Raw genomic sequence first — 17,319 nt, 5'->3', positions numbered from 1 at the left:
GGTTGGAACGGCGGGCATCCGCCGAGCGTCCTACGCTCGAGGACGCGGGAGTGGGCGGCAACAGCCGTCGCCCCTGCCCGGCGCGGTCGCGCGGCCGCACCGGCGGTGACGCGCCCCCGGTCCTCTCGTCGCTGTGCCGGGCGCTCGTGCGTCCGGCCGTCTGGAGCTCGTGTGTCAGGAAACGCCACCGCCAGGTTCACCAACGTCGCGCTGCTGTCCGTCACCAGTCGGCTTCCCGTCGGCGTGCGGACGTCTGCCGAGGTGCAGGAGCGTCTCGCTCCCGCGCTGCGGCGCCTACGCCTGCCGTCCACGCTGCTGCAACGTGTGGCGGGCGTGCGCGAGCGGCGCGCCTGGACAGCCCAGGAGGACGTCGACGCCGCGACGGTTGCCGCGGGGCAGGAGGCGCTGGACGCCGCCGGGGTGGACCCGAGCGACGTCGGGCTCCTGATCAACACGTCGGTCACGCGTAGGCACCTCGAGCCGTCGGTCGCGGTGCGGCTGCACCACGGGCTCGATCTGCCGTCGTCCGCCACCAACTTCGACATCGCCAACGCATGCCTCGGCTTCATCAACGGCATGAGCCTCGCCGCGGGCATGATCGAGTCCGGCCAGATCCGCTACGCGGTCGTCGTGGACGGCGAGGACGCCGACGTCATCCACGACCGCACGATCGAGCGGCTTCTGCGCGAGGACCGCGACCGCGACGACTTCATGCAGGAGTTCGCCTCGCTCACGCTCGGCTCCGGCTCGGCCGCCGCAGTGCTGGGCCGCGCGGACGAGCACCCGAGCGCCCACCGCGTGCTGGGCGGCGTCACCCGCGCCGCCACCCGGTTCCACGACCTCTGCGTGGGCAGCACCGAGGGCATGTTCACCGATGCGAGGGCGCTGCTCGAGGGCGGTCTCGAGCTCGTCGTGGACGCCTGGAAGGACGCCGTCGCCGACTGGGACTGGTCGTCCATGGACCGGTACATCACGCACCAGGTCTCGCGCGTGCACACCGACGCGATCGTCGAGGCGGTGGGCCTGGACCGCTCCCGCGTGCCCACCACCTACGAGCGGCTCGGCAACGTGGGGCCGGCCTCCGTGCCGATCACGCTCGTCGAGGCGCAGGACACGCTCAGCGCGGGCGATCGCGTGCTGCTCATGGGAGTGGGCTCAGGCATCAACACGGCGATGCTGGAGCTGGCCTGGTGACCGGGCCCGCCCTCACGCCAGCGACCGACTCCCTCCTGCGCCCCGCCGGCACCGTCCCGCACGGGCTGCCCGGTCTGGACCTGCGGTTCAGCCACGTGCTGCGCGACGCCCGGGGCGCGACCTGGCACTACCTGGACACGGGCCCCGAGCTCGTGCGGCAAGGCGTCGCGCCTGTCGGCACCGTGCTCGCCGTGCACGGAAACCCCACGTGGTCCTACCTGTGGCGGCGGCTCGTGACCGACTCCGGCGCCGCCGTCCGGGGTGGCGGTGCAGCGTGGCGCGTCGTCGCCGTCGACCAGCTCGAGATGGGGTTCTCCGCCCGCACCGGCGAGCACCGCCCGCTCGCCCGCCGCGTCGCCGACCTGGGCGCCTTCACCGACGCCCTCGGCCTCGCGGGGCCCGTCGTCACCCTCGGCCACGACTGGGGCGGCGTCGTCTCCCTCGGCTGGGCCGTCGACCACCCCGACCTCCTTGCCGGCGTCGCGCTGCTCAACACGGCTGTGCACCAGCCCGACGGCGCCCCGGTGCCCGCGCCGCTGCGCCTGGCGCTCGCCGGGCCCGTGCACCGGCTCGGCACCCGCACGACGCCCGCCTTCCTCGACACGACGCTCGCCCTGGCGCGCCCGCGCCTGCCCGCCGACGTCGCGGACGCCTACCGGCTGCCCTACCGCACCGCGCACGACCGCCGCGGGATCGAGGGCTTCGTGGCCGACATCCCCGTGGACGCCGCGCACCCCAGCGCGCCCGAGCTCGACCGCATCGCCGCCGGCGTCACGCGGCTCCGCGTGCCCGCCGTGCTGCTGTGGGGACCGCACGACCCGGTGTTCTCCGACCGCTACCTCGACGACCTCGTGCGCCGGCTGCCGCACGCGCACGTGCACCGGTTCGCGGACGCCGGCCACCTCGTCGCCGAGGATGCGGAGTGGACGCCCGCCGTTCTCGGGTGGCTCGGGGGCGAGGTGCTGTCCCGGGTCGGTGCTGCAGGTCGCCCCGGCCCCTCCGCCTCGCACGTAGATCGTCCGTCGTTCGTGCCGCTGTGGGCAGGGCTGGACGCGCGGGCGGGGGACGACGCGCCTGCGGTGCTCGACATGGGGGTGACCGACGCCGACGGTTCTGCCCGGGCCGTGAGCTGGCGGGCGCTGCACCGGCAGGTGCATCGGGTGGCCGCGGGGCTGCACGCGATCGGCGTGCGCCGGGGCGACCGGGTGTCGCTGCTGGTGGAGCCGGGGCCCACGCTGACCGCGCTGGTGTACGCGTGCCTGCGGATCGGGGCCGTCGTGGTGGTCGCCGACGCCGGGCTGGGCGTCCGCGGGCTCACGCGCGCCCAGCGCGGGGCGTGGCCGCGGTTCGTCGTCGCGCAGACCAAGGGCCTGGCCGCGGCGCGCGCGCTCGGCTGGCCCGGCGTGCGGATCTCGGCCGACCCGCTCGCGCCCGCGGTCCGGCGGGCGCTGGGCGTGGCGCACGAGCTCGTCGACATCGCGCGCGCCGGGGAGGGCGCCGCGCTGCCCTCCGAGCCCGGCCCCGACGACGAGGCCGCCGTGCTGTTCACGTCCGGGTCCACGGGCCCGGCCAAGGGCGTCGTGTACTCGCACGCCCGCCTCTCCGCGCTGCGGGACACGCTTGCCGAGCACTTCGACGTCGGCCCCGACACCGGGCTCGTCACGGGCTTCGCCCCGTTCGCGCTGCTCGGGCCCGCGCTCGGCACCCGGTCGGTGACCCCGCGCATGGACGTCTCCTCGCCGCGCACGCTCACCGCCCGAGCCGTCGCCGAGGCCGTTCGTGCGTCGGACGCGCGCATCGTGTTCCTCTCGCCCGCCGCGATCCTCAACGTGGTCGCGACCGCCGACGCGCTCGACGCCGCCGAGCACGCCGCACTCGCGCGCGTGCGCACGTTCCTCTCCACGGGCGCGCCGATCTCTGCCGAGCTGCTGGGCTCGGCCGCCGAGCTCATGCCCGCGGCCACGGCGCACACCCCGTACGGGATGACGGAGTGCCTGCTGGTCACGGACGTCACGCTCGACGGCATCCGCGACGCCGCCGCGGCCCCCGACGACGGCGTGTGCGTGGGCCGCCCCGTGCCCGGGGCGGAGGTGCTCGTCAGCGCCCTCGACGACGACGGCGCCGCGACCGGCGCGCCGTCGACCGCGCCCGGCGTGCTCGGCGAGGTCCTCGTGCGGGCCGGGCACCTCAAGGAGCGCTACGACCGGCTGTGGCTCACCGACCTGGCCTCCGAGCGCGGCACCCCGCCAGGGCGCTGGCACCGCACCGGCGACGTCGGGCACCTCGACGCGCAGGGCCGTCTGTGGATCGAGGGGCGGCTCGGGCACGTGCTCCGCACCGCCGACGGCCCGCTGGCCCCCGTGGGGCCGGAGCAGCACGTGGAGCGGGTGGCGCAGGTGCGTCGGGCCGCCCTCGTCGGCGTCGGGCCCGCCGGCCTGCAGCAGGCGGTCGCGGTGGTCGAGACCGTGCCCGGCGCCCGGCGCCCCGGGCTGGCGCCCGAGGCCCTGACCGCCGCCGTGCGCGCCGCGTCGCCCGTGGCGCTCGCGGCCGTGCTCGTGGTGCCGCGCATGCCCACCGACGTGCGGCACAACTCCAAGATCGACCGGGCGCGCCTCGCCGCCTGGGCGGACGGCGTCCTCGCCGGCGGGCGGGTGGGACGGCCGTGACCGTGCTCGTGACCGGGGCGTCGGGGCTGCTCGGGGGCGCCGTCGCCCGCGCGCTCGTGGCACGCGGTGACGAGGTCCGCACCCTGCAGCGCCGCTCCTCCGGCGTGCCGGGCGTGGAGGACGTCCAGGGGTCCGTGACCGACCCGGCGGCCGTCGCGCGCGCCGTCGAGGGCGTCGACGCGGTCGTGCACCTCGCGGCCAAGGTGTCGCTCGCGGGCGACCCCGCGGAGTTCCGCGCCGTGAACGTCGAGGGCACCGGTGCGCTCCTCGACGCGGCCGAGCGCGCCGGGGTCGAGCGGTTCGTCCAGGTGTCCTCGCCGTCGGTGGCACACCTGGGCTCGTCCCTGGTCGGGGCGGGCACGACGCCGGCCGACCCCCGGCACGCGCGCGGACAGTACGCGCGCACCAAGGCGGCGGGCGAGCTGCTCGCCCTCGGCCGCGACCGCCGTCGGCGGGGGTCGGGGGAGACCGGACCGAGCGTCGTCGCCGTGCGCCCGCACGTCGTGTGGGGGCCGGGCGACACGCAGCTCGTCGAGCGGGTGCTCGAGCGGGCGGCGGGCGGGCGCCTGCCCCTGCTGGGGCATGGCGCGGCACTCATCGACACGCTCTACGTGGACAACGCCGCGGACGGCATCCTCGCCGCGCTCGACCGCGCCCACGACGTGCACGGTCGTGCGTACGTGCTGACCAACGGCGAGCCGCGCACCGTCGCCGACCTGCTCGCGGGCATCTCCCGGGCGGGCGGCGTCGAGCCACCGCGGTGGCGCGTGCCGGCCGGGGTCGCCCGGGCCGCGGGCAGCCTGGTCGAGGCCGTCTGGCGTGTGCGCCCGGGCGCCGACGAGCCGCCGATGACGCGCTTCCTCGCCGAGCAGCTGTCGACCGCGCACTGGTTCGACCAGCGGGCCACGCGTCGCGACCTGGGCTGGCGCCCTGCCGTGAGCGTCGACGAGGGGCTGCGGCTCCTGGCCGCGCACTACGGCGGCACGGCCGTCTGACGACGGTCCGTGGTGCCAGCCGTACCCACGACGACGCTCGAGGCCGCGCTCAGGAAGAAGTCATCGCAGACGCGGTCACAGACGAAGGCGTTCACCACTGCGTTCGCGCCGGACCCGTACACACTGGCGCGGATGCGGTCCAGTTCTTCGTGATCGCAGTCATCACGCCTTACGACAACGGCGACGAGCTCATCGATCAGGTCCGGGACGCGGCCAGAGCGCCGCCGACCCGGGCCGCCCACGCGTGCAGGTCATGGGCCTGTGCGGCAGCGTCGTGCGTGTCGGACGCCCACGGCTCCTTGAAGAAGAAGCCGAGCTCGGGCACCGGCCCGGCGATCCCGGCGGCGTGCGCGAGGGCGAGGAGGCGGGCGAGGTCGAGCACGTAGGGCGCCGCGAGCATCGAGTCGTAGGCGCTCCACGTCGTCTGCAGGGTCAGTCGGGAGCCGAGGAAGCCCTCGACGTGCACGTGGTCCCAGGCGACCTTGACGTCGCCGAGGTCGGGGACGTTGTCGATGTGCAGCGGGGTGACGTCGGAGCCGGTGAGGTCCCGGAGGCCGCGCGACTTCGTCGCGAGCTTGCTGCGCACGTTCTGTGGGTCGGCGAGAGTGGCGCCGTCGCCGCCGCCGAGGAGGTTGGTCCCCGCCCACGACAGCACCCGCAGGCCGCGGGCGGCGAACGCGGGCGCAAGGACGGTGCGCAGCCATGTCTGGCCGGTCTTGCCGTCCTGCCCGGCGACCGGCAGGCCGGCCTGCGTAGCGAGCCGGGTCAGCGCGGGAACCGCCATGCCCGCCGACGGCGTGAAGGCGGCGTACGGCGCGCCCGCGAGCACCGCGGCGTATGCGGTCACGGACGACGGGGGCAGTACGGCCTGGTCGAGGTCGGCGAGCGCCGCGAGCAGCGCGTCGGCGTCGTCGTGCTCCGGCCGCGGCTCGATCGGCGGCTCCGTCGAGGCCAGGTCGACGACCACGACCCGGGCCAGGGCGTGCCGGTCGCGGAACGCGACGATGTCCGCCGCGAGCCGTTCGGCTGCCCCGAGCTGGGAGCCGCGGTGCTCATGCGGGTCGTAGCCGGGCCGGACCTCGGCGTCGGCGGCCTCCAGGGCGTTCAGCGCCGCGGACAGCAGGCGCGGGGCGATCATCCCGGCCTCGACCAAGGCTTCGGCCCGCTTGCCCATCGGGCAGGGAGCGACGTCGTGCCCGCCCACGACGAGGTCGCCGAACCCGGGCAGCGGCACGGTGTCGAACTCCGGGCGCGCGGTCACGCACCCGGTCGGGGCGGCGTGGCCCTGAGCCAACACGGCCAGCCCGAGCGTCGCCGTCGTCGCCACCGAACCGCGCGCTCCCACGAGCCACAGGCCCGTCCGCTCCTTCGGCGCGGCGTGCTCCGGGACGTCGCGGGCCGGTGTGAGGTCGTCAGCAGCGTTGTTGCGCATCGTCGCTCCGTGTGGGGTGAACGCCTGGATCGGTGGTCACCTCGACATTCGATCCGCCGCTCCGCCCGCGGACAAGGAGTTGCCGTCACTTGCCGAGTTGCCGTCAGTTGCCGCGCGGGTCGCGGCCACGGTCGGTTCCCTGGGTCAGGTGCAACAAGTGGCAACTCGTTGTTGCCGTCGCGGGGGCGATCCTAGCGTCGGGACCACGCGCACTGCGCAGCCATGGGACGCACGTCCTGAGCAGGCATTCCTCAACGGAGAGGCAGACTGATGGCACTCGCAACATCCCCGTCACGCACCGACGGCCGCTGGAGCAGGAAGGCGCGGCTCGTCGCCGCCGCGACCGGCGCGCTCCTGCTCCCGCTGATCCCCTCGGGCGCGCTCGCGGCGACGGCGACGGACGCTTGCACGTACGGCTACTCCGCGGAGTCGTCCGTGTTCTTCGGGGCCGGCGCCGCGGCGTCCGGGGTCACGAACCACGACGTCGGCAGCGGGTGCACCCTGATGGACGTCATCATGGCGGACGCGCCGTTCGCCAACCACGGCCAGTTCGTCGGCAAGGTCGCGCGAGTCACCGCAGACCAGGCACGCACCGGGGTCATCACCGACGCAGAGCGCGCCGCGATCGTCACGGCAGCGGCCGCGTCCGAGGTAGGGAGTCCGCACCCCGTGACCGGGACGCGCTCCGTCGACCTGAGCAGGGTCGGCCTCGTCGGCTACACCGTCCGTGCCACGATGCCGTCGGACGCCGAGGGAACCCTGGCTGCCCTGGCCGGGTGCGGCTTCCAGAACATGGAGCCGTCCGGCGCCGTCGGCAGCTTCTACGGCTACACGGCCGCCGAGCTCGCGCCGCTCACCGAGTCCGCAGGCATCGCGGTGCCGTCGCTCGGTGTCAGTCAGTCGAACCTCGAGAACGACCTCGACGGCGTGATCGCGGAGGCGCAGGCCATCGGTGCCGAGTACGTGCGCATCTCGGGATCCAGCCGGTGGACCCTTGCCGACTACTCCCGGACCGCCGCCGTGCTGAACGAGGTCGGCGCGAAGCTCAAGGAGGCCGGCATCACGGTCGCCTACCACAACCATGGCTACGAGTTCGAGACGCAGGAGAACGGAGTGACCGGGTACGACGTCCTGGTCCGCGAGACCGACCCCGAGCTCGTCACCATGGAGCTCGACGTGTACTGGGCCGCCAGCATCGGGGTCGACACCGTCGACCTCTTCGAGACCTACCCCGGCCGGTTCGAGCTGCTCCACCTCAAGGACATCGCTCCCGACGGATCGTTCGCCGACGTCGGCGCGGGCACCATCGACTTCGCCGAGATCTTCGCGAACGCCTCCCTGGCGGGCGTCGAGTACGCGTTCACCGAGAACGACCAGCCGCGTCCCGACGGCGTGACGTCGGCGTGCACGAGTCTTGCTTACCTGACGGACCTGCAGTACTGACCGACGGCTGCCGGCCCGCTCCGCCGGGCCGGCAGCTCAGGCCACGGTCGCCACGCTGCGCCGAGTCTCCACCCCACCACCACCAGACCCCACGAGGGAACGAAGGAGCGGCCCGTCCGGACCGCCCCTGTGACGAACGTGTGCCGTGCGCGGCCACCGCCGGTCGCGCCGAGGCACTCGACCACACAAGGGAGTGTTTGATGATGTCTGCGAAACACAGCAGAGCGCTGAGGGCGACGATCGGGATGGCCGTCGCGATCGGCACCGTCGCTTCCGTCCCGGTCGCCCACGCCCACGAGCACGAGGACGGACACCCCTCTGCCGAGGTCGCGGAGGACGTCTTCGACAAGGTGCCACTGGTCACGGAGGGCCTCGCCGACCCGTTCGAGCTCGACGTCGCCGAGGACGGCCGCGTGATCTACATCCAGCGGACGGGACAGGTGAAGGTGCTCGAGCAGGACACGCTCCGCCAGTTCACCGCGCTCGACCTCGACTACAGCCTCGACCTGCTCACGCAGTCCGACGGCCTGCTCGGCCTGACGCTCGACAACGACTTCGCCGAGAACGGCTGGCTCTACCTCCTCTGGAGCGACCCGGACGTGGCCAGGATGAACCTGTCGAGGTTCACCATGGGGCCCGACAACACGATCGACCGGAACTCCGAGAAGCGCCTGTTCGACTTCACGATCTGGCGCGGAGAGGGCCGCGCCAACTCGCACATGGCCGGGTCGCTCGCCATGGGGCCCGACGGGAACCTCTACGTCGCCACCGGTGATAACGCCGACCCGTTCAACCAGCAGGGCTACACCCCGATCGACGAACGGCCGGGCCGCCGCGCGTACGACGCCCAGGCGACGTCGGGGAACACCAACGACCTGCGCGGCAAGATCCTCCGGATCACGCCGCAGGACGACGGCACGTACACCATCCCCGAGGGAAACCTCTTCCCGCCCGGGACGGAGAACACGAGGCCCGAGATCTACGGCATGGGCTTCCGCAACCCGTTCCGCGTCACCGTCGATCCTGCGACCAATGCCGTCCTGGTGGGCGACTACGGGCCCGACGCCCGGGTGGCGAACCCGCTGCGGGGTCCGGAGGGGCTGGTCGAGCTCGTCCGGATGACCGGACCGGGGAACCACGGATGGCCGTACTGCCACGGGAACAGCCAGCCGTACGTCGACTACGACTACGCGACCGGGGTCTCCGGCGAGCCGTTCGACTGCGCCAACCCGGTCAACGACTCACCCAACAACACCGGCCTCCGCGAGCTGCCGCCGACCCAGGAGCCCCTGGTCTGGTACGGCTACGGGGTCTCGCAGGAGTTCCCCGAGCTCGGATCGGGTGGCGCCGCGCCGATGGGCGGCCCGGTCTACCGCTATGACGCCGAGCTCGACGTGAAGACGAAGTTCCCGGAGTCGTACGACGGCCGATGGTTCGTCTCGGAGTACGCGCGCCACTTCTACAAGGTGCTCTCGCTGGACGAGACGACCGGTGGGCTGCTCTCGATCGACCCGTTCCTGCCCGACGAGACGTTCGTCGCGCCGTTCGAGGCGGAGTTCGGGCCCGACGGTTCGCTGTACGTCATCGACTTCGGGCGGGGCAGCGGAGCCGGGCGTGGCAGCACCAACACGGACGCCGGCATCTACCGCATCGACTACGCCGCCGACGGCCGGCGCCCGGTGTCCCAGTTCACGCCCGACGTCGACTCCGGCCCGGCGCCGCTGACCGTTGCGTTCGACGGCGGTGCGAGCCACAGCCCTGACGGGCTCGACATCACGTACGAGTGGGACTTCGAGAACGACGGGACCGTCGACTCGACGGACCGCGACCCCGTCCACACCTACGCGGAGAACGGGCAGCACACCGCGCGCCTGACGGTCACCGACAGCGACGGGCTCAGCGGCGTCTCCGTGCAGAAGATCACGGTCGGCAACACCCGTCCCGAGGTGTCCTTCGCCCAGCCGCTCACCGGTGGTTTCGCGGAGCTCGGCGACACCGTGCCGTACTCGGTCGACGTCGTGGACGCCGAGGACGGCTCGACCGCCGACGGGACGATCGACTGCAGCCTCGTCACGGTCGCCACCCAGCTGGGACACGACGACCACGCCCATCCTCTCGACAACTACGAGGGTTGCTCCGGCGACGTCTTCCTCGACCCGGCCGACCATGGCGTGGGTCAGAACGTGTACGCGGTGCTGGGTGCGGGATACCAGGACCTCGGTGCCCCTGGTGTCCCGGCGCTCGCTGCGCAGGAGATCATCCGCCTGCAGGTGCGCGACAAGGAGGCCGAGTTCTACAGCGAGAGCTCCGGGGTGCAGATCGTCGACGGCGACTCCGCCCGCGGTGGGCGGCTGGTCGGTGACATCCACGACGGCGACTGGATCGCCTTCGAGCCGGTGGACCTGACGGGCATCACGGCCCTGACGGTCGGGGCGGTGCGCGGTGCCGCCGAGACCACCCTCGAGGTGCGCACGGGCAGCCCGACCGGGCCCAAGCTCGGGCAGGTCAAGGTCGCCCCGGCGACCGCTCCGGGTCAGGTGGTGTCGCCCACCCTCGAGATCGACGCCGGCGGGGGGACGACGACCCTCTACGTGGTCGCCTCCAGCAAGGGTCAGGCCGACACCGGGGCGAGCGTCGTGGCGCTCGACTGGCTGGTCTTCCACGGACGGGGCGTCGCCGACGCGACGGCCCCGGTCGTCGAGGCGCAGGCGAGCCGCGGAGGCGGGCCCGCCGGCGTCGCGGTCACGCTCACCGGGTCCGCGGTCGCACCGGAGGGACGCACCATCGCGTCCTACGTCTGGGACTTCGGCGACGGGACGACCGCGGAGGGCGCGGAGGCGACCCACGTCTACGCCCAGCCGGGCAGGTACACCGCCCGTCTGATCGCGACCGACAGCAGCGGTACCCGCGACTGGACGACGGTGGGGGTCACCGTCGCGGCCACGCCGCGGTGACGCGGTAGCACCTCCGGCCGGCCCGCAGGCACACCGCCGGCGGGCCGGCCGGCACGGCGACGTGGCGACGGCGCACGCCCTGCCGCACCCGGGTCACACGGAGAAGTGCTTCGCCTCACGGTCCGCGCTTCGCCTGCCCGCCGGGCGCCACGGACTGACCGGTGCTTCGAGCAGCCGCCCGTCGAGCACGACGTCGACGTGCTCGTTGAAGAACGCGACGAGCCCGCCGACGCGCTCTCCCTCCGGCAGAGGTTCGGGGAGCGTCCAGGCGAGGTCGCGCACGAGCCGCCCGCCGACCCGGGCGGAGAAGTACGCCGCCCGGCCCTTGTAGGCGCAGGCGGTGTGCGTGTCGCTCGGCTCGAGCCGGACGACGACGTCCTCACGCGGCACGTAGAAGCGCGTGGGCAGCAGCGTCTCGAAGAGCATCATCACCCGCGACGACTCCGCGAGGACGTGGCCGTCCAGCTCGATTCGGACGTGGCGCGAGCTGGCGCGCACGTCGATCCGGTGGAAGGGGTCGTGCGGGTGGGCCGAGATCGGCTCGTCCTCCTCCCACCAGGCGTCGAACGACGTGAAGTCGAGGAGGACGTAGCCGGCGAGGTCCGGGTCGTCGAGCCGCAGCCCCGACCCGTTGCGGCCCTCGCCGATCACGAGGACCGGCTCGCCGTCGGCGGTGTGGGCCGCCCGCCGGTCGCCGTCCCGGACAGGTGCGGGGGAGAGGGCGGTGCGGATGTCCGCTTCGGGCACGGCGTAGGCGGGGACGACCTGGCCGGGCTCCCACACCAGCACGGCCTGCACGCTGTCGACGACGGTCGCCCCGGCGAGCGCGGCGCGGACCCGCACGGCGGTCGGCTCGTGCCGCAGCTCGCCCACGGCGGCGGTCAACAGGCCGCGGACGAGGATGCTCATCGTCCCTCCCTTGCTGCGCGGCGGTCCTGGCGACGGGCCAGCTCGGCCTCGTCGACCAGGGCGAACATCGGCTCGCCCGGGGGACACAGGCAGGTGACCGTGAACCGCAGCGGGACGTCGTCACGGTTGTTGCCGTCCTGGTAGTGGATCAGGTCGCCGCCCGGCTCCCAGAACGCCTCGCCCGCCCGGACGACCCGCTCGGGCTCGCCCTCCAGCTCCATCAGCATCTCGCCCTCGAGCACGACGCCGAAGGCCGGCCCGGGGTGGCGGTGCGGTGGGGCGCCCCCGTCCCCGGGCGGGTACTCGACGACCAGCGTCATCGCGTGCGCGCCCTCGGGGACGAACGGGGGAGCGGCGTCCTGAAGCATCGTCAGCGCGGTCTTCCACGCTTCCGACCGAGGCTTTCCCATGGTGGTTCTCCCTTTCGTCACGGACCGGCCGAACCGGTCGTCGTTGCTGTCGTCCTGCGGCACCCGATCGACCGGGCGCGCGCCCGGCCTGTGACACGACGTGCGCCGACGGCGAGTCCTGCGTCCGTTCTTCGTGGTGCCCGGAGCCGCGGTTTCGCAGGCTGGAGGCGCAGGGATCCATCGCACCGAGGAGAGAAGACCATGAGCGAACCCGTCCTGGAACCGGAGGCGCAGGCGTTCGCCGACGCCGTCGCGGCACCGCCGTTCGTCGACGAGCTCGGCGCGGCGCGCGCCCGCAAGGTGCTCGACGACCTGCAGGCGCAGCTCATCGAGATGGCCCAGGTGGAGGAGACCTGGGTCACCGTCCCCGCGGGCGACGGACCGGTCCGCGCCCGCGTGGTCACGCCGCGGGGGACGACGGGGACGCTGCCCGTCGTCCTGTACATGCACGGGGGTGGCTGGGTGCTCGGCGACGCCGGCACCCACGACCGGCTCGTGCGCGAGCTCGCGGTCGGCGCCCGCGCCGCGGTCGTGTTCGTCGAGTACGACCGCTCGCCCGAGGTCCGCTACCCCGTCGCGCTCGAGCAGGGCTACGCCGTGGCGCGCTGGGTCACGACCGAGGGCGCCACGCTCCGGCTCGACGCGTCCCGCATGGCCGTCGCGGGCGACTCCGTGGGCGGCAACCTCACCGCCGCCCTCGCGCTGCTCGCCAAGCAGCGCGGCGACGTGACGTTCGTGCACCAGTCGATGTACTACCCGGTCACCGACGCCGCGCAGGACACCGCGAGCTACCGCGAGTTCAAGGACGGCCCGCACCTCACCGCGGCAGCGATGGCCTGGTTCTGGGACAGCTACCTGCCCGACGTCGACAAGCGCGAGGAGATCACCGCCTCACCCCTGCGCGCCTCGCTCGACGACCTGGCCGGGCTGCCGCCCGCGTTCGTCGTCGTCGACGAGAACGACGTGCTGCGCGACGAGGGCGAGGCGTACGCGCGCCGCCTCCTCCAGGCCGGCGTGCCCACCACGAGCCTGCGCTACAACGGCACCATCCACGACTTCATGATGCTCAACCCGCTGCGCCCGACACAGGCCACCACAGCCGCCGTCGAGCAGGCCGTCCACGTGCTGCGCACCGCGCTCGGCACCCTCTGACCGGCTGTGCGCCGGGCCCGGCCGGTACACGCGCCCGCGGAGGTCGCGGCGTCGATCATCGACGCCGTCGCCGCCGTCTCCGGACGGTCCGACCCGTGCGGCCCCCGTCGTCCCGGCGACGGGGGCCGCCGTCGTCCCCGCGCACCAGCGCGCCCGCGGCACGCGCCGCGGCTAGGCCCTCGGCGTCGCCCGAGCCCTCGAAGAGCTCGACAGCCCGCGCCAGGTCGGCCCGCGCGCCCGCGTGGTCGTCCTGCGCGCGCCGGGCGTGGGCGCGGAAGACGTGCATGTGCGCGGCCGACGGGCGGGCGCCCTGGGCCAGGAAGCCCGTGATCGCCTCGTCCGCGACACGGCGCGTGGTCGCCCAGTCCTGCCGGTCGAGGCTGATGCGCGCGATCGTGCCCAGCGCGTGCAGGGCGGTGAACTCGGCGACCTGCCCGCGCGGCGCGGTGCGAGGATCGCGCACGAGCGCGACGACGTCCCGCAGGTGGGCGATCGCCTCGTCCGCGCGCCCCAGCGCCGCGAGGCCCTGCGCCCGCTGGAACAGCGCCTGCGGCAGGCCCTCGCGGTCGTCCGCGAGCCGGAAGAGCGCGATCGCCTCCTCCGACGCGGCGACGCTCCGCGCGTGGTCGCCCGCGGAGCTCGCGCACCAGCCGACGTAGTAGGCGGCCCAGGCGCGCAGGTCCGGGTCGCCGACCCGCTCGGCCACCTCGCGCGCACGCTCAGCGGCCGCAGTGCCTGCGGCGTCGTCGCCCCGGCAGTGGACCTGCGCCCACGCGACGTAGCCGAGGTGGGTCGCGAGGAGCGCGTCGTCCCCGAGCGCCTCGGCGGCCTCGGCAGATGCCGCGTAGACCTCGTGCCAGTGTCCCCAGTAGGGCCACAGGTCCGAGAACCAGTGCAGGGCCTCGGCAACCTCGACCACGACCTGGTGGTCGCCGCTCCGGCTCGCGCGCACCAGGGCGGCGAACCATGCCGCCGCCTCGTCGGTGAGCCAGGCACGGGCCTCCTCGCCCGACGTCAGCCCGACGACGTCCGCGTCGTCCGCGGACCCGTCGCCCAGGACGTCGGGCTCGAACCACCTGCCCGCCCGGACAGCGGTGCGCAGGAGCCAGGCGTCCGCCGCGGCGCGGACGGTGGCGCGTACCTCGACGGGCTCGGCGTCGTCGAGCGCTCGCTGCGCGTAGAGGCGCAGCAGGTCGTGCAGCGCGTACCGGTCGCGCTCGGCCGGGCGGACGAGGCTCAGGGACACGAGCTCGTCGAGCAGCTCCTCGGTCGTCCAGACCGGTTCCTGCGCGAGGGTCGCGGCCAGGCCCGTGCCGACGTCGCGCCCGTCGGCGAGCGCGAGGCGGCGGAACAGCCGCTGCGCGGCCGGGCCGAGCTGGTCGAACGAGAGGTCGATCGCCGCGCGCACCGAGAGGTCGCCGGCGGCCAGCGCGTCGAGGCGACGGTCCGCGACCGCGAGGCGGGCGGCCAGGGCGTCCACGGTCCAGGTCGCCCGGCTCGCGAGCCGGTTGGCCGCGATGCGCAGCGCGAGCGGGACGTCGTCGCACAGCTCGGCGAGGCGCGCGAGGTCGAGCTGGGAGGCCTGCCTCTCGGGGACGATGCGCGCGAGGAGGGCACGGGAGTCCCTGGAGCGCAGGCGGTCGAGATCGACCCGCACGACGTCCTCGAGTCCTTCGAGGCGACGTCGGCTCGTGACGAGCACCGCCGCGGGTCCCGTCGACGGGAGCGCGGCGCGAACCTGCGCCTCGTCGCGCGCGTCGTCGAGCACGACGAGGACGCGTCGACCCGCGAGGAGGGCCCGCAGCCGGGCCGGGTCGTCGCTGCCCCGGGTGCCCGTCCCGACGAGCGCCTGGACGAGCCGTGCGACCACGCTGCCCGAGGGCACGGCGTCGGGCGCGGTCCCGGCCAGCTCGAGGAAGAGCTGGTCGTCGAACTCGGCCTGCAGCCGCTGCGCCACACGGACGGCGAGGCTCGTCTTGCCATAGCCCGGCGGCCCCGTGACGACCACGACGGGCGGCTGCTCGCCGGGGGCCGCGCGCAGCGCCCGCGTCACCCGGTCGAGCTCCGCGTCGCGCCCGATGAAGTCGGCCGTCCCGCGCGGCAGCGGCAGACGCCACCCGGGCTCAGGACGGGCCCGGCGGCGTCCCTCGCGCGCAGCCCGCAGCACGAGCGCCCGGTCCTGCTCGCCGAGGCCGAGCGCGTCGACGACGGCCAGCATCGTCCGGTGCTGGGGTCCCCGGGCCGCGCCGCGCTCGATGTCGCTGAGGGCCCGGTCGCTGACGCCGGAGAGCTCGGAGAGCCGTTCCAGGGTCAGGTCGGCGGCGAGCCGGAGCCGTCGCACCGTGGGGCCGAGTGCCTCTGTGTCCATGAGCGCCTCGCCGTCGTGTCGCAGGGTGTCCCGTCGTGGCACCGAGCCGAGGTGACTCGGCAGAGCCCTCCGCTAGCGCGTCGCCATGGACTGCTGACGGCGCCAGTCCACGAGCCGGGTGCTTCCGAGCACCGCGCCGTCGCCCGGGACCAGCGAGTCCTCGACGAGCGGCGCGCCGAAGTACCGTGCCTCCGGATCGGCGACGACCTCGCGCGGGTCGTCGAGCGACGCGAGCGTCGTCCGGACGAGCTCGTCCAGCCGGAAGACCTCGGGTCCTGCCACCTCGACGATGCCGCGCACCGGCGCGCCCGTGGCTACGTCCGCGACCGCGACGGCCACGTCGGAGGCGGCGGTCGGCTGGAACAGGACCGGCGCGAGGTGCACGACACCGTCCTGCGTCGCGCCGTCCGTGATCGACTTCAGGAACTCGAAGAACTGCGTCGCGTGGACGATCGAGTACGGGACGGGCGAACCTGCGATGAGCTCCTCCTGCGCGATCTTCGCGCGGAAGTACCCGCTCTCGGTCAGCGCCTGCGTACCCACGACGGAGAGCGCCACGTGGTGGTGGACGCCGGCCTTCTCCTCGGCCGCCAGGAGGTTGCCCGTCGAGGTGCGGAAGAAGTCGAGGACCGCCTGGTCCTCGAACGAGGGCGAGTTCGAGACGTCGACCACGACGTCCGCGCCCTGGAGCACCTCCGCGACGCCCTCCCCGGTGAGGGTGTTGACGCCGGAGTTGGGCGAGGCGGGGACGGCCTCGTGGCCGCGGTCCCGCAGCACGGTGACGAGCTTCGAGCCGATGAGCCCCGTGCCGCCGATCACGACGATCTTCATGGTGTCCTCCTGTGTGTGCGTGCGGCCGGTGCCGCGCTGCCACCCTGTCGACCGGAGGTGGGCACGCTGTGTGACATCTCCGGGAGCAGCCCTTCCCGAGACGGCTGGTCACAGTCTCGAGGGCTTCCCGGTCGTACGTCGGGACGCCGGCGCCGTCGGCGACCGCTGCAGGACGTGGACACTCGGAGGAGCCATGAAGATTGCCATCGCCGGAGCGACGGGGACTGTCGGCCAGTACGTGGTGAGCACGGCGCGGGCGCGCGGGCACCTGGTGGTCCCGCTGAGTCGCACGACCGGTGTGGATCTCCTCACGGGACGTGAGGTCCGAGGCGCTCTGGACGGCGTGGACACGGTGGTCGACGTGACCAACCGGACGACGCTGTCCGCCGCCAGGTCTCGCCGCTTCTTCGAGACCGTGACTCGAAACCTGCTCGCCGCCGAGGCCGACGCGGGCGTGGGCCATCATGTCGCGCTGTCCATCGTCGGCATCGACGCCATCGACGCCTCGTACTACGCCGGCAAGCTCGCGCAGGAACGGGTCGTCGCTACCGGATCGGTCCCCTGGACGATCGCGCGGGCCGGGCAGTTCCACGAGTTCGCCGGACAGCTCCTCGCCGGGATGAGCGGGCCGCTCGCCATCATGCCTCGAGCTCTCACCCGCCCGGTCGCCGCCCGCGACGTCGCCCGGCACCTGGTCGACCTCGCCGAAGGTCCGCCGAGGGGGCGGGCCACGGATCTCGTCGGTCCACGCGACGAGATCCTGGCAGATCTCGCCCGTCGTCAGCTCGCGCACGACGGCATCCGACGCCGCGTGGTCGAAGTTCGGCTTCCTGGCGCCTACGGTCGTGGGCTGGCCTCGGGCTCGCTGCGAGGCGGACGGGACCGTGCAGAGACCACGACCACGTTCGAGGAATGGCTGCACGGTCCGGATCACCGCGTGAGCGTGCGGCGATGATCCTTCGCCG

12 protein-coding genes are annotated in these 17,319 nt (G+C 74.0%); 7 read left to right on the top strand and 5 right to left on the bottom strand.

The features are described 5' to 3' along the window. The first annotated feature begins 171 nt into the window (after positions 1 to 171). The 3 genes from ACMXGY_RS12430 to ACMXGY_RS12420 are packed head-to-tail and all read left to right on the top strand — an operon-like array spanning position 172 to position 4,855. On the top strand, positions 172 to 1,194 hold the full coding sequence (locus ACMXGY_RS12430) for a 3-oxoacyl-ACP synthase III (protein WP_483773304.1): 1,023 nt from the start codon (positions 172 to 174) through the stop codon (positions 1,192 to 1,194). Further along, complete coding sequence (locus ACMXGY_RS12425) at positions 1,191 to 3,860, top strand: alpha/beta fold hydrolase (RefSeq protein WP_483773303.1); 2,670 nt, start codon at positions 1,191 to 1,193, stop codon at positions 3,858 to 3,860. The genes ACMXGY_RS12430 and ACMXGY_RS12425 overlap by 4 nt, the downstream gene beginning before the upstream one ends. Beyond that, the gene (locus ACMXGY_RS12420; protein ID WP_483773302.1) at positions 3,857 to 4,855 is read left to right on the top strand and encodes an NAD-dependent epimerase/dehydratase family protein; all 999 of its coding nucleotides are present in this window, start codon (positions 3,857 to 3,859) and stop codon (positions 4,853 to 4,855) included. The genes ACMXGY_RS12425 and ACMXGY_RS12420 overlap by 4 nt, the downstream gene beginning before the upstream one ends. A gap of 196 nt (positions 4,856 to 5,051) precedes the next feature. Here the strand turns inward: ACMXGY_RS12420 and ACMXGY_RS12415 are convergent, their stop codons facing one another. Next, entirely contained in the window at positions 5,052 to 6,287 is a 1,236-nt protein-coding gene (locus ACMXGY_RS12415) for an inositol-3-phosphate synthase (RefSeq protein WP_483773301.1), read from the bottom strand. Positions 6,288 to 6,557: 270 nt separating this feature from the next. On the opposite strand from ACMXGY_RS12415, the gene ACMXGY_RS12410 reads away from it, so the two are divergent. Further along, positions 6,558 to 7,730 carry a sugar phosphate isomerase/epimerase family protein gene (locus ACMXGY_RS12410; RefSeq protein WP_483773300.1) on the top strand — a complete coding sequence of 391 codons (1,173 nt, stop codon included), beginning with the start codon at positions 6,558 to 6,560 and terminating at the stop codon, positions 7,728 to 7,730. 200 nt (positions 7,731 to 7,930) lie between these two features. Further along, positions 7,931 to 10,684: a PKD domain-containing protein gene (locus ACMXGY_RS12405; protein ID WP_483773299.1), complete on the top strand. Its 2,754-nt coding sequence runs from the start codon at positions 7,931 to 7,933 to the stop codon at positions 10,682 to 10,684. A gap of 93 nt (positions 10,685 to 10,777) precedes the next feature. Here ACMXGY_RS12405 and ACMXGY_RS12400 read toward each other — a convergent pair whose 3' ends face one another. Together ACMXGY_RS12400 and ACMXGY_RS12395 are read right to left on the bottom strand one after the other, a co-directional pair. Beyond that, a complete protein-coding gene (locus tag ACMXGY_RS12400) occupies positions 10,778 to 11,593 on the bottom strand; it encodes a DUF427 domain-containing protein (RefSeq protein ID WP_483773298.1) in 816 nt (271 codons plus the stop codon). Continuing rightward, positions 11,590 to 12,003 (bottom strand): cupin domain-containing protein, encoded by a 414-nt coding sequence (locus ACMXGY_RS12395; protein ID WP_483773297.1) that lies wholly within the window; start codon positions 12,001 to 12,003, stop codon positions 11,590 to 11,592. Before ACMXGY_RS12395 ends, ACMXGY_RS12400 begins: the two co-directional genes overlap by 4 nt. 201 nt (positions 12,004 to 12,204) lie before the next feature. On the opposite strand from ACMXGY_RS12395, the gene ACMXGY_RS12390 reads away from it, so the two are divergent. Continuing rightward, positions 12,205 to 13,155 (top strand): alpha/beta hydrolase, encoded by a 951-nt coding sequence (locus tag ACMXGY_RS12390; protein WP_483773296.1) that lies wholly within the window; start codon positions 12,205 to 12,207, stop codon positions 13,153 to 13,155. Between the two features lie 55 nt (positions 13,156 to 13,210). Here the strand turns inward: ACMXGY_RS12390 and ACMXGY_RS12385 are convergent, their stop codons facing one another. Next, positions 13,211 to 15,523, bottom strand: a complete 2,313-nt coding sequence (locus ACMXGY_RS12385) for an ATP-binding protein (RefSeq protein WP_483773295.1) — start codon at positions 15,521 to 15,523, stop codon at positions 13,211 to 13,213. A gap of 72 nt (positions 15,524 to 15,595) precedes the next feature. After that, complete coding sequence (locus ACMXGY_RS12380; RefSeq protein WP_483773294.1) at positions 15,596 to 16,354, bottom strand: SDR family oxidoreductase; 759 nt, start codon at positions 16,352 to 16,354, stop codon at positions 15,596 to 15,598. 193 nt (positions 16,355 to 16,547) lie between these two features. On the opposite strand from ACMXGY_RS12380, the gene ACMXGY_RS12375 reads away from it, so the two are divergent. Next, a complete protein-coding gene (locus tag ACMXGY_RS12375) occupies positions 16,548 to 17,309 on the top strand; it encodes an SDR family oxidoreductase (protein ID WP_483773293.1) in 762 nt (253 codons plus the stop codon). Positions 17,310 to 17,319 lie beyond the last annotated feature (10 nt).

This window comes from Cellulosimicrobium sp. G4 BAM 1002 (genome assembly GCF_057126935.1).
The sequence above is the reverse complement of the archived record's forward strand: the minus strand, read 5'-3'. Positions and strand labels throughout refer to the sequence as shown.

Coding starts and splice junctions, on each gene's coding strand:
- ACMXGY_RS12415 (WP_483773301.1), bottom strand. CDS start 6,287: ATGCGCAACAACGCTGCTGACGACCTCACACCGGCCCGCGACGTCCCG.
- ACMXGY_RS12410 (WP_483773300.1), top strand. CDS start 6,558: ATGGCACTCGCAACATCCCCGTCACGCACCGACGGCCGCTGGAGCAGG.
- ACMXGY_RS12405 (WP_483773299.1), top strand. CDS start 7,931: ATGATGTCTGCGAAACACAGCAGAGCGCTGAGGGCGACGATCGGGATG.
- ACMXGY_RS12400 (WP_483773298.1), bottom strand. CDS start 11,593: ATGAGCATCCTCGTCCGCGGCCTGTTGACCGCCGCCGTGGGCGAGCTG.
- ACMXGY_RS12395 (WP_483773297.1), bottom strand. CDS start 12,003: ATGGGAAAGCCTCGGTCGGAAGCGTGGAAGACCGCGCTGACGATGCTT.
- ACMXGY_RS12390 (WP_483773296.1), top strand. CDS start 12,205: ATGAGCGAACCCGTCCTGGAACCGGAGGCGCAGGCGTTCGCCGACGCC.
- ACMXGY_RS12385 (WP_483773295.1), bottom strand. CDS start 15,523: ATGGACACAGAGGCACTCGGCCCCACGGTGCGACGGCTCCGGCTCGCC.
- ACMXGY_RS12380 (WP_483773294.1), bottom strand. CDS start 16,354: ATGAAGATCGTCGTGATCGGCGGCACGGGGCTCATCGGCTCGAAGCTC.
- ACMXGY_RS12375 (WP_483773293.1), top strand. CDS start 16,548: ATGAAGATTGCCATCGCCGGAGCGACGGGGACTGTCGGCCAGTACGTG.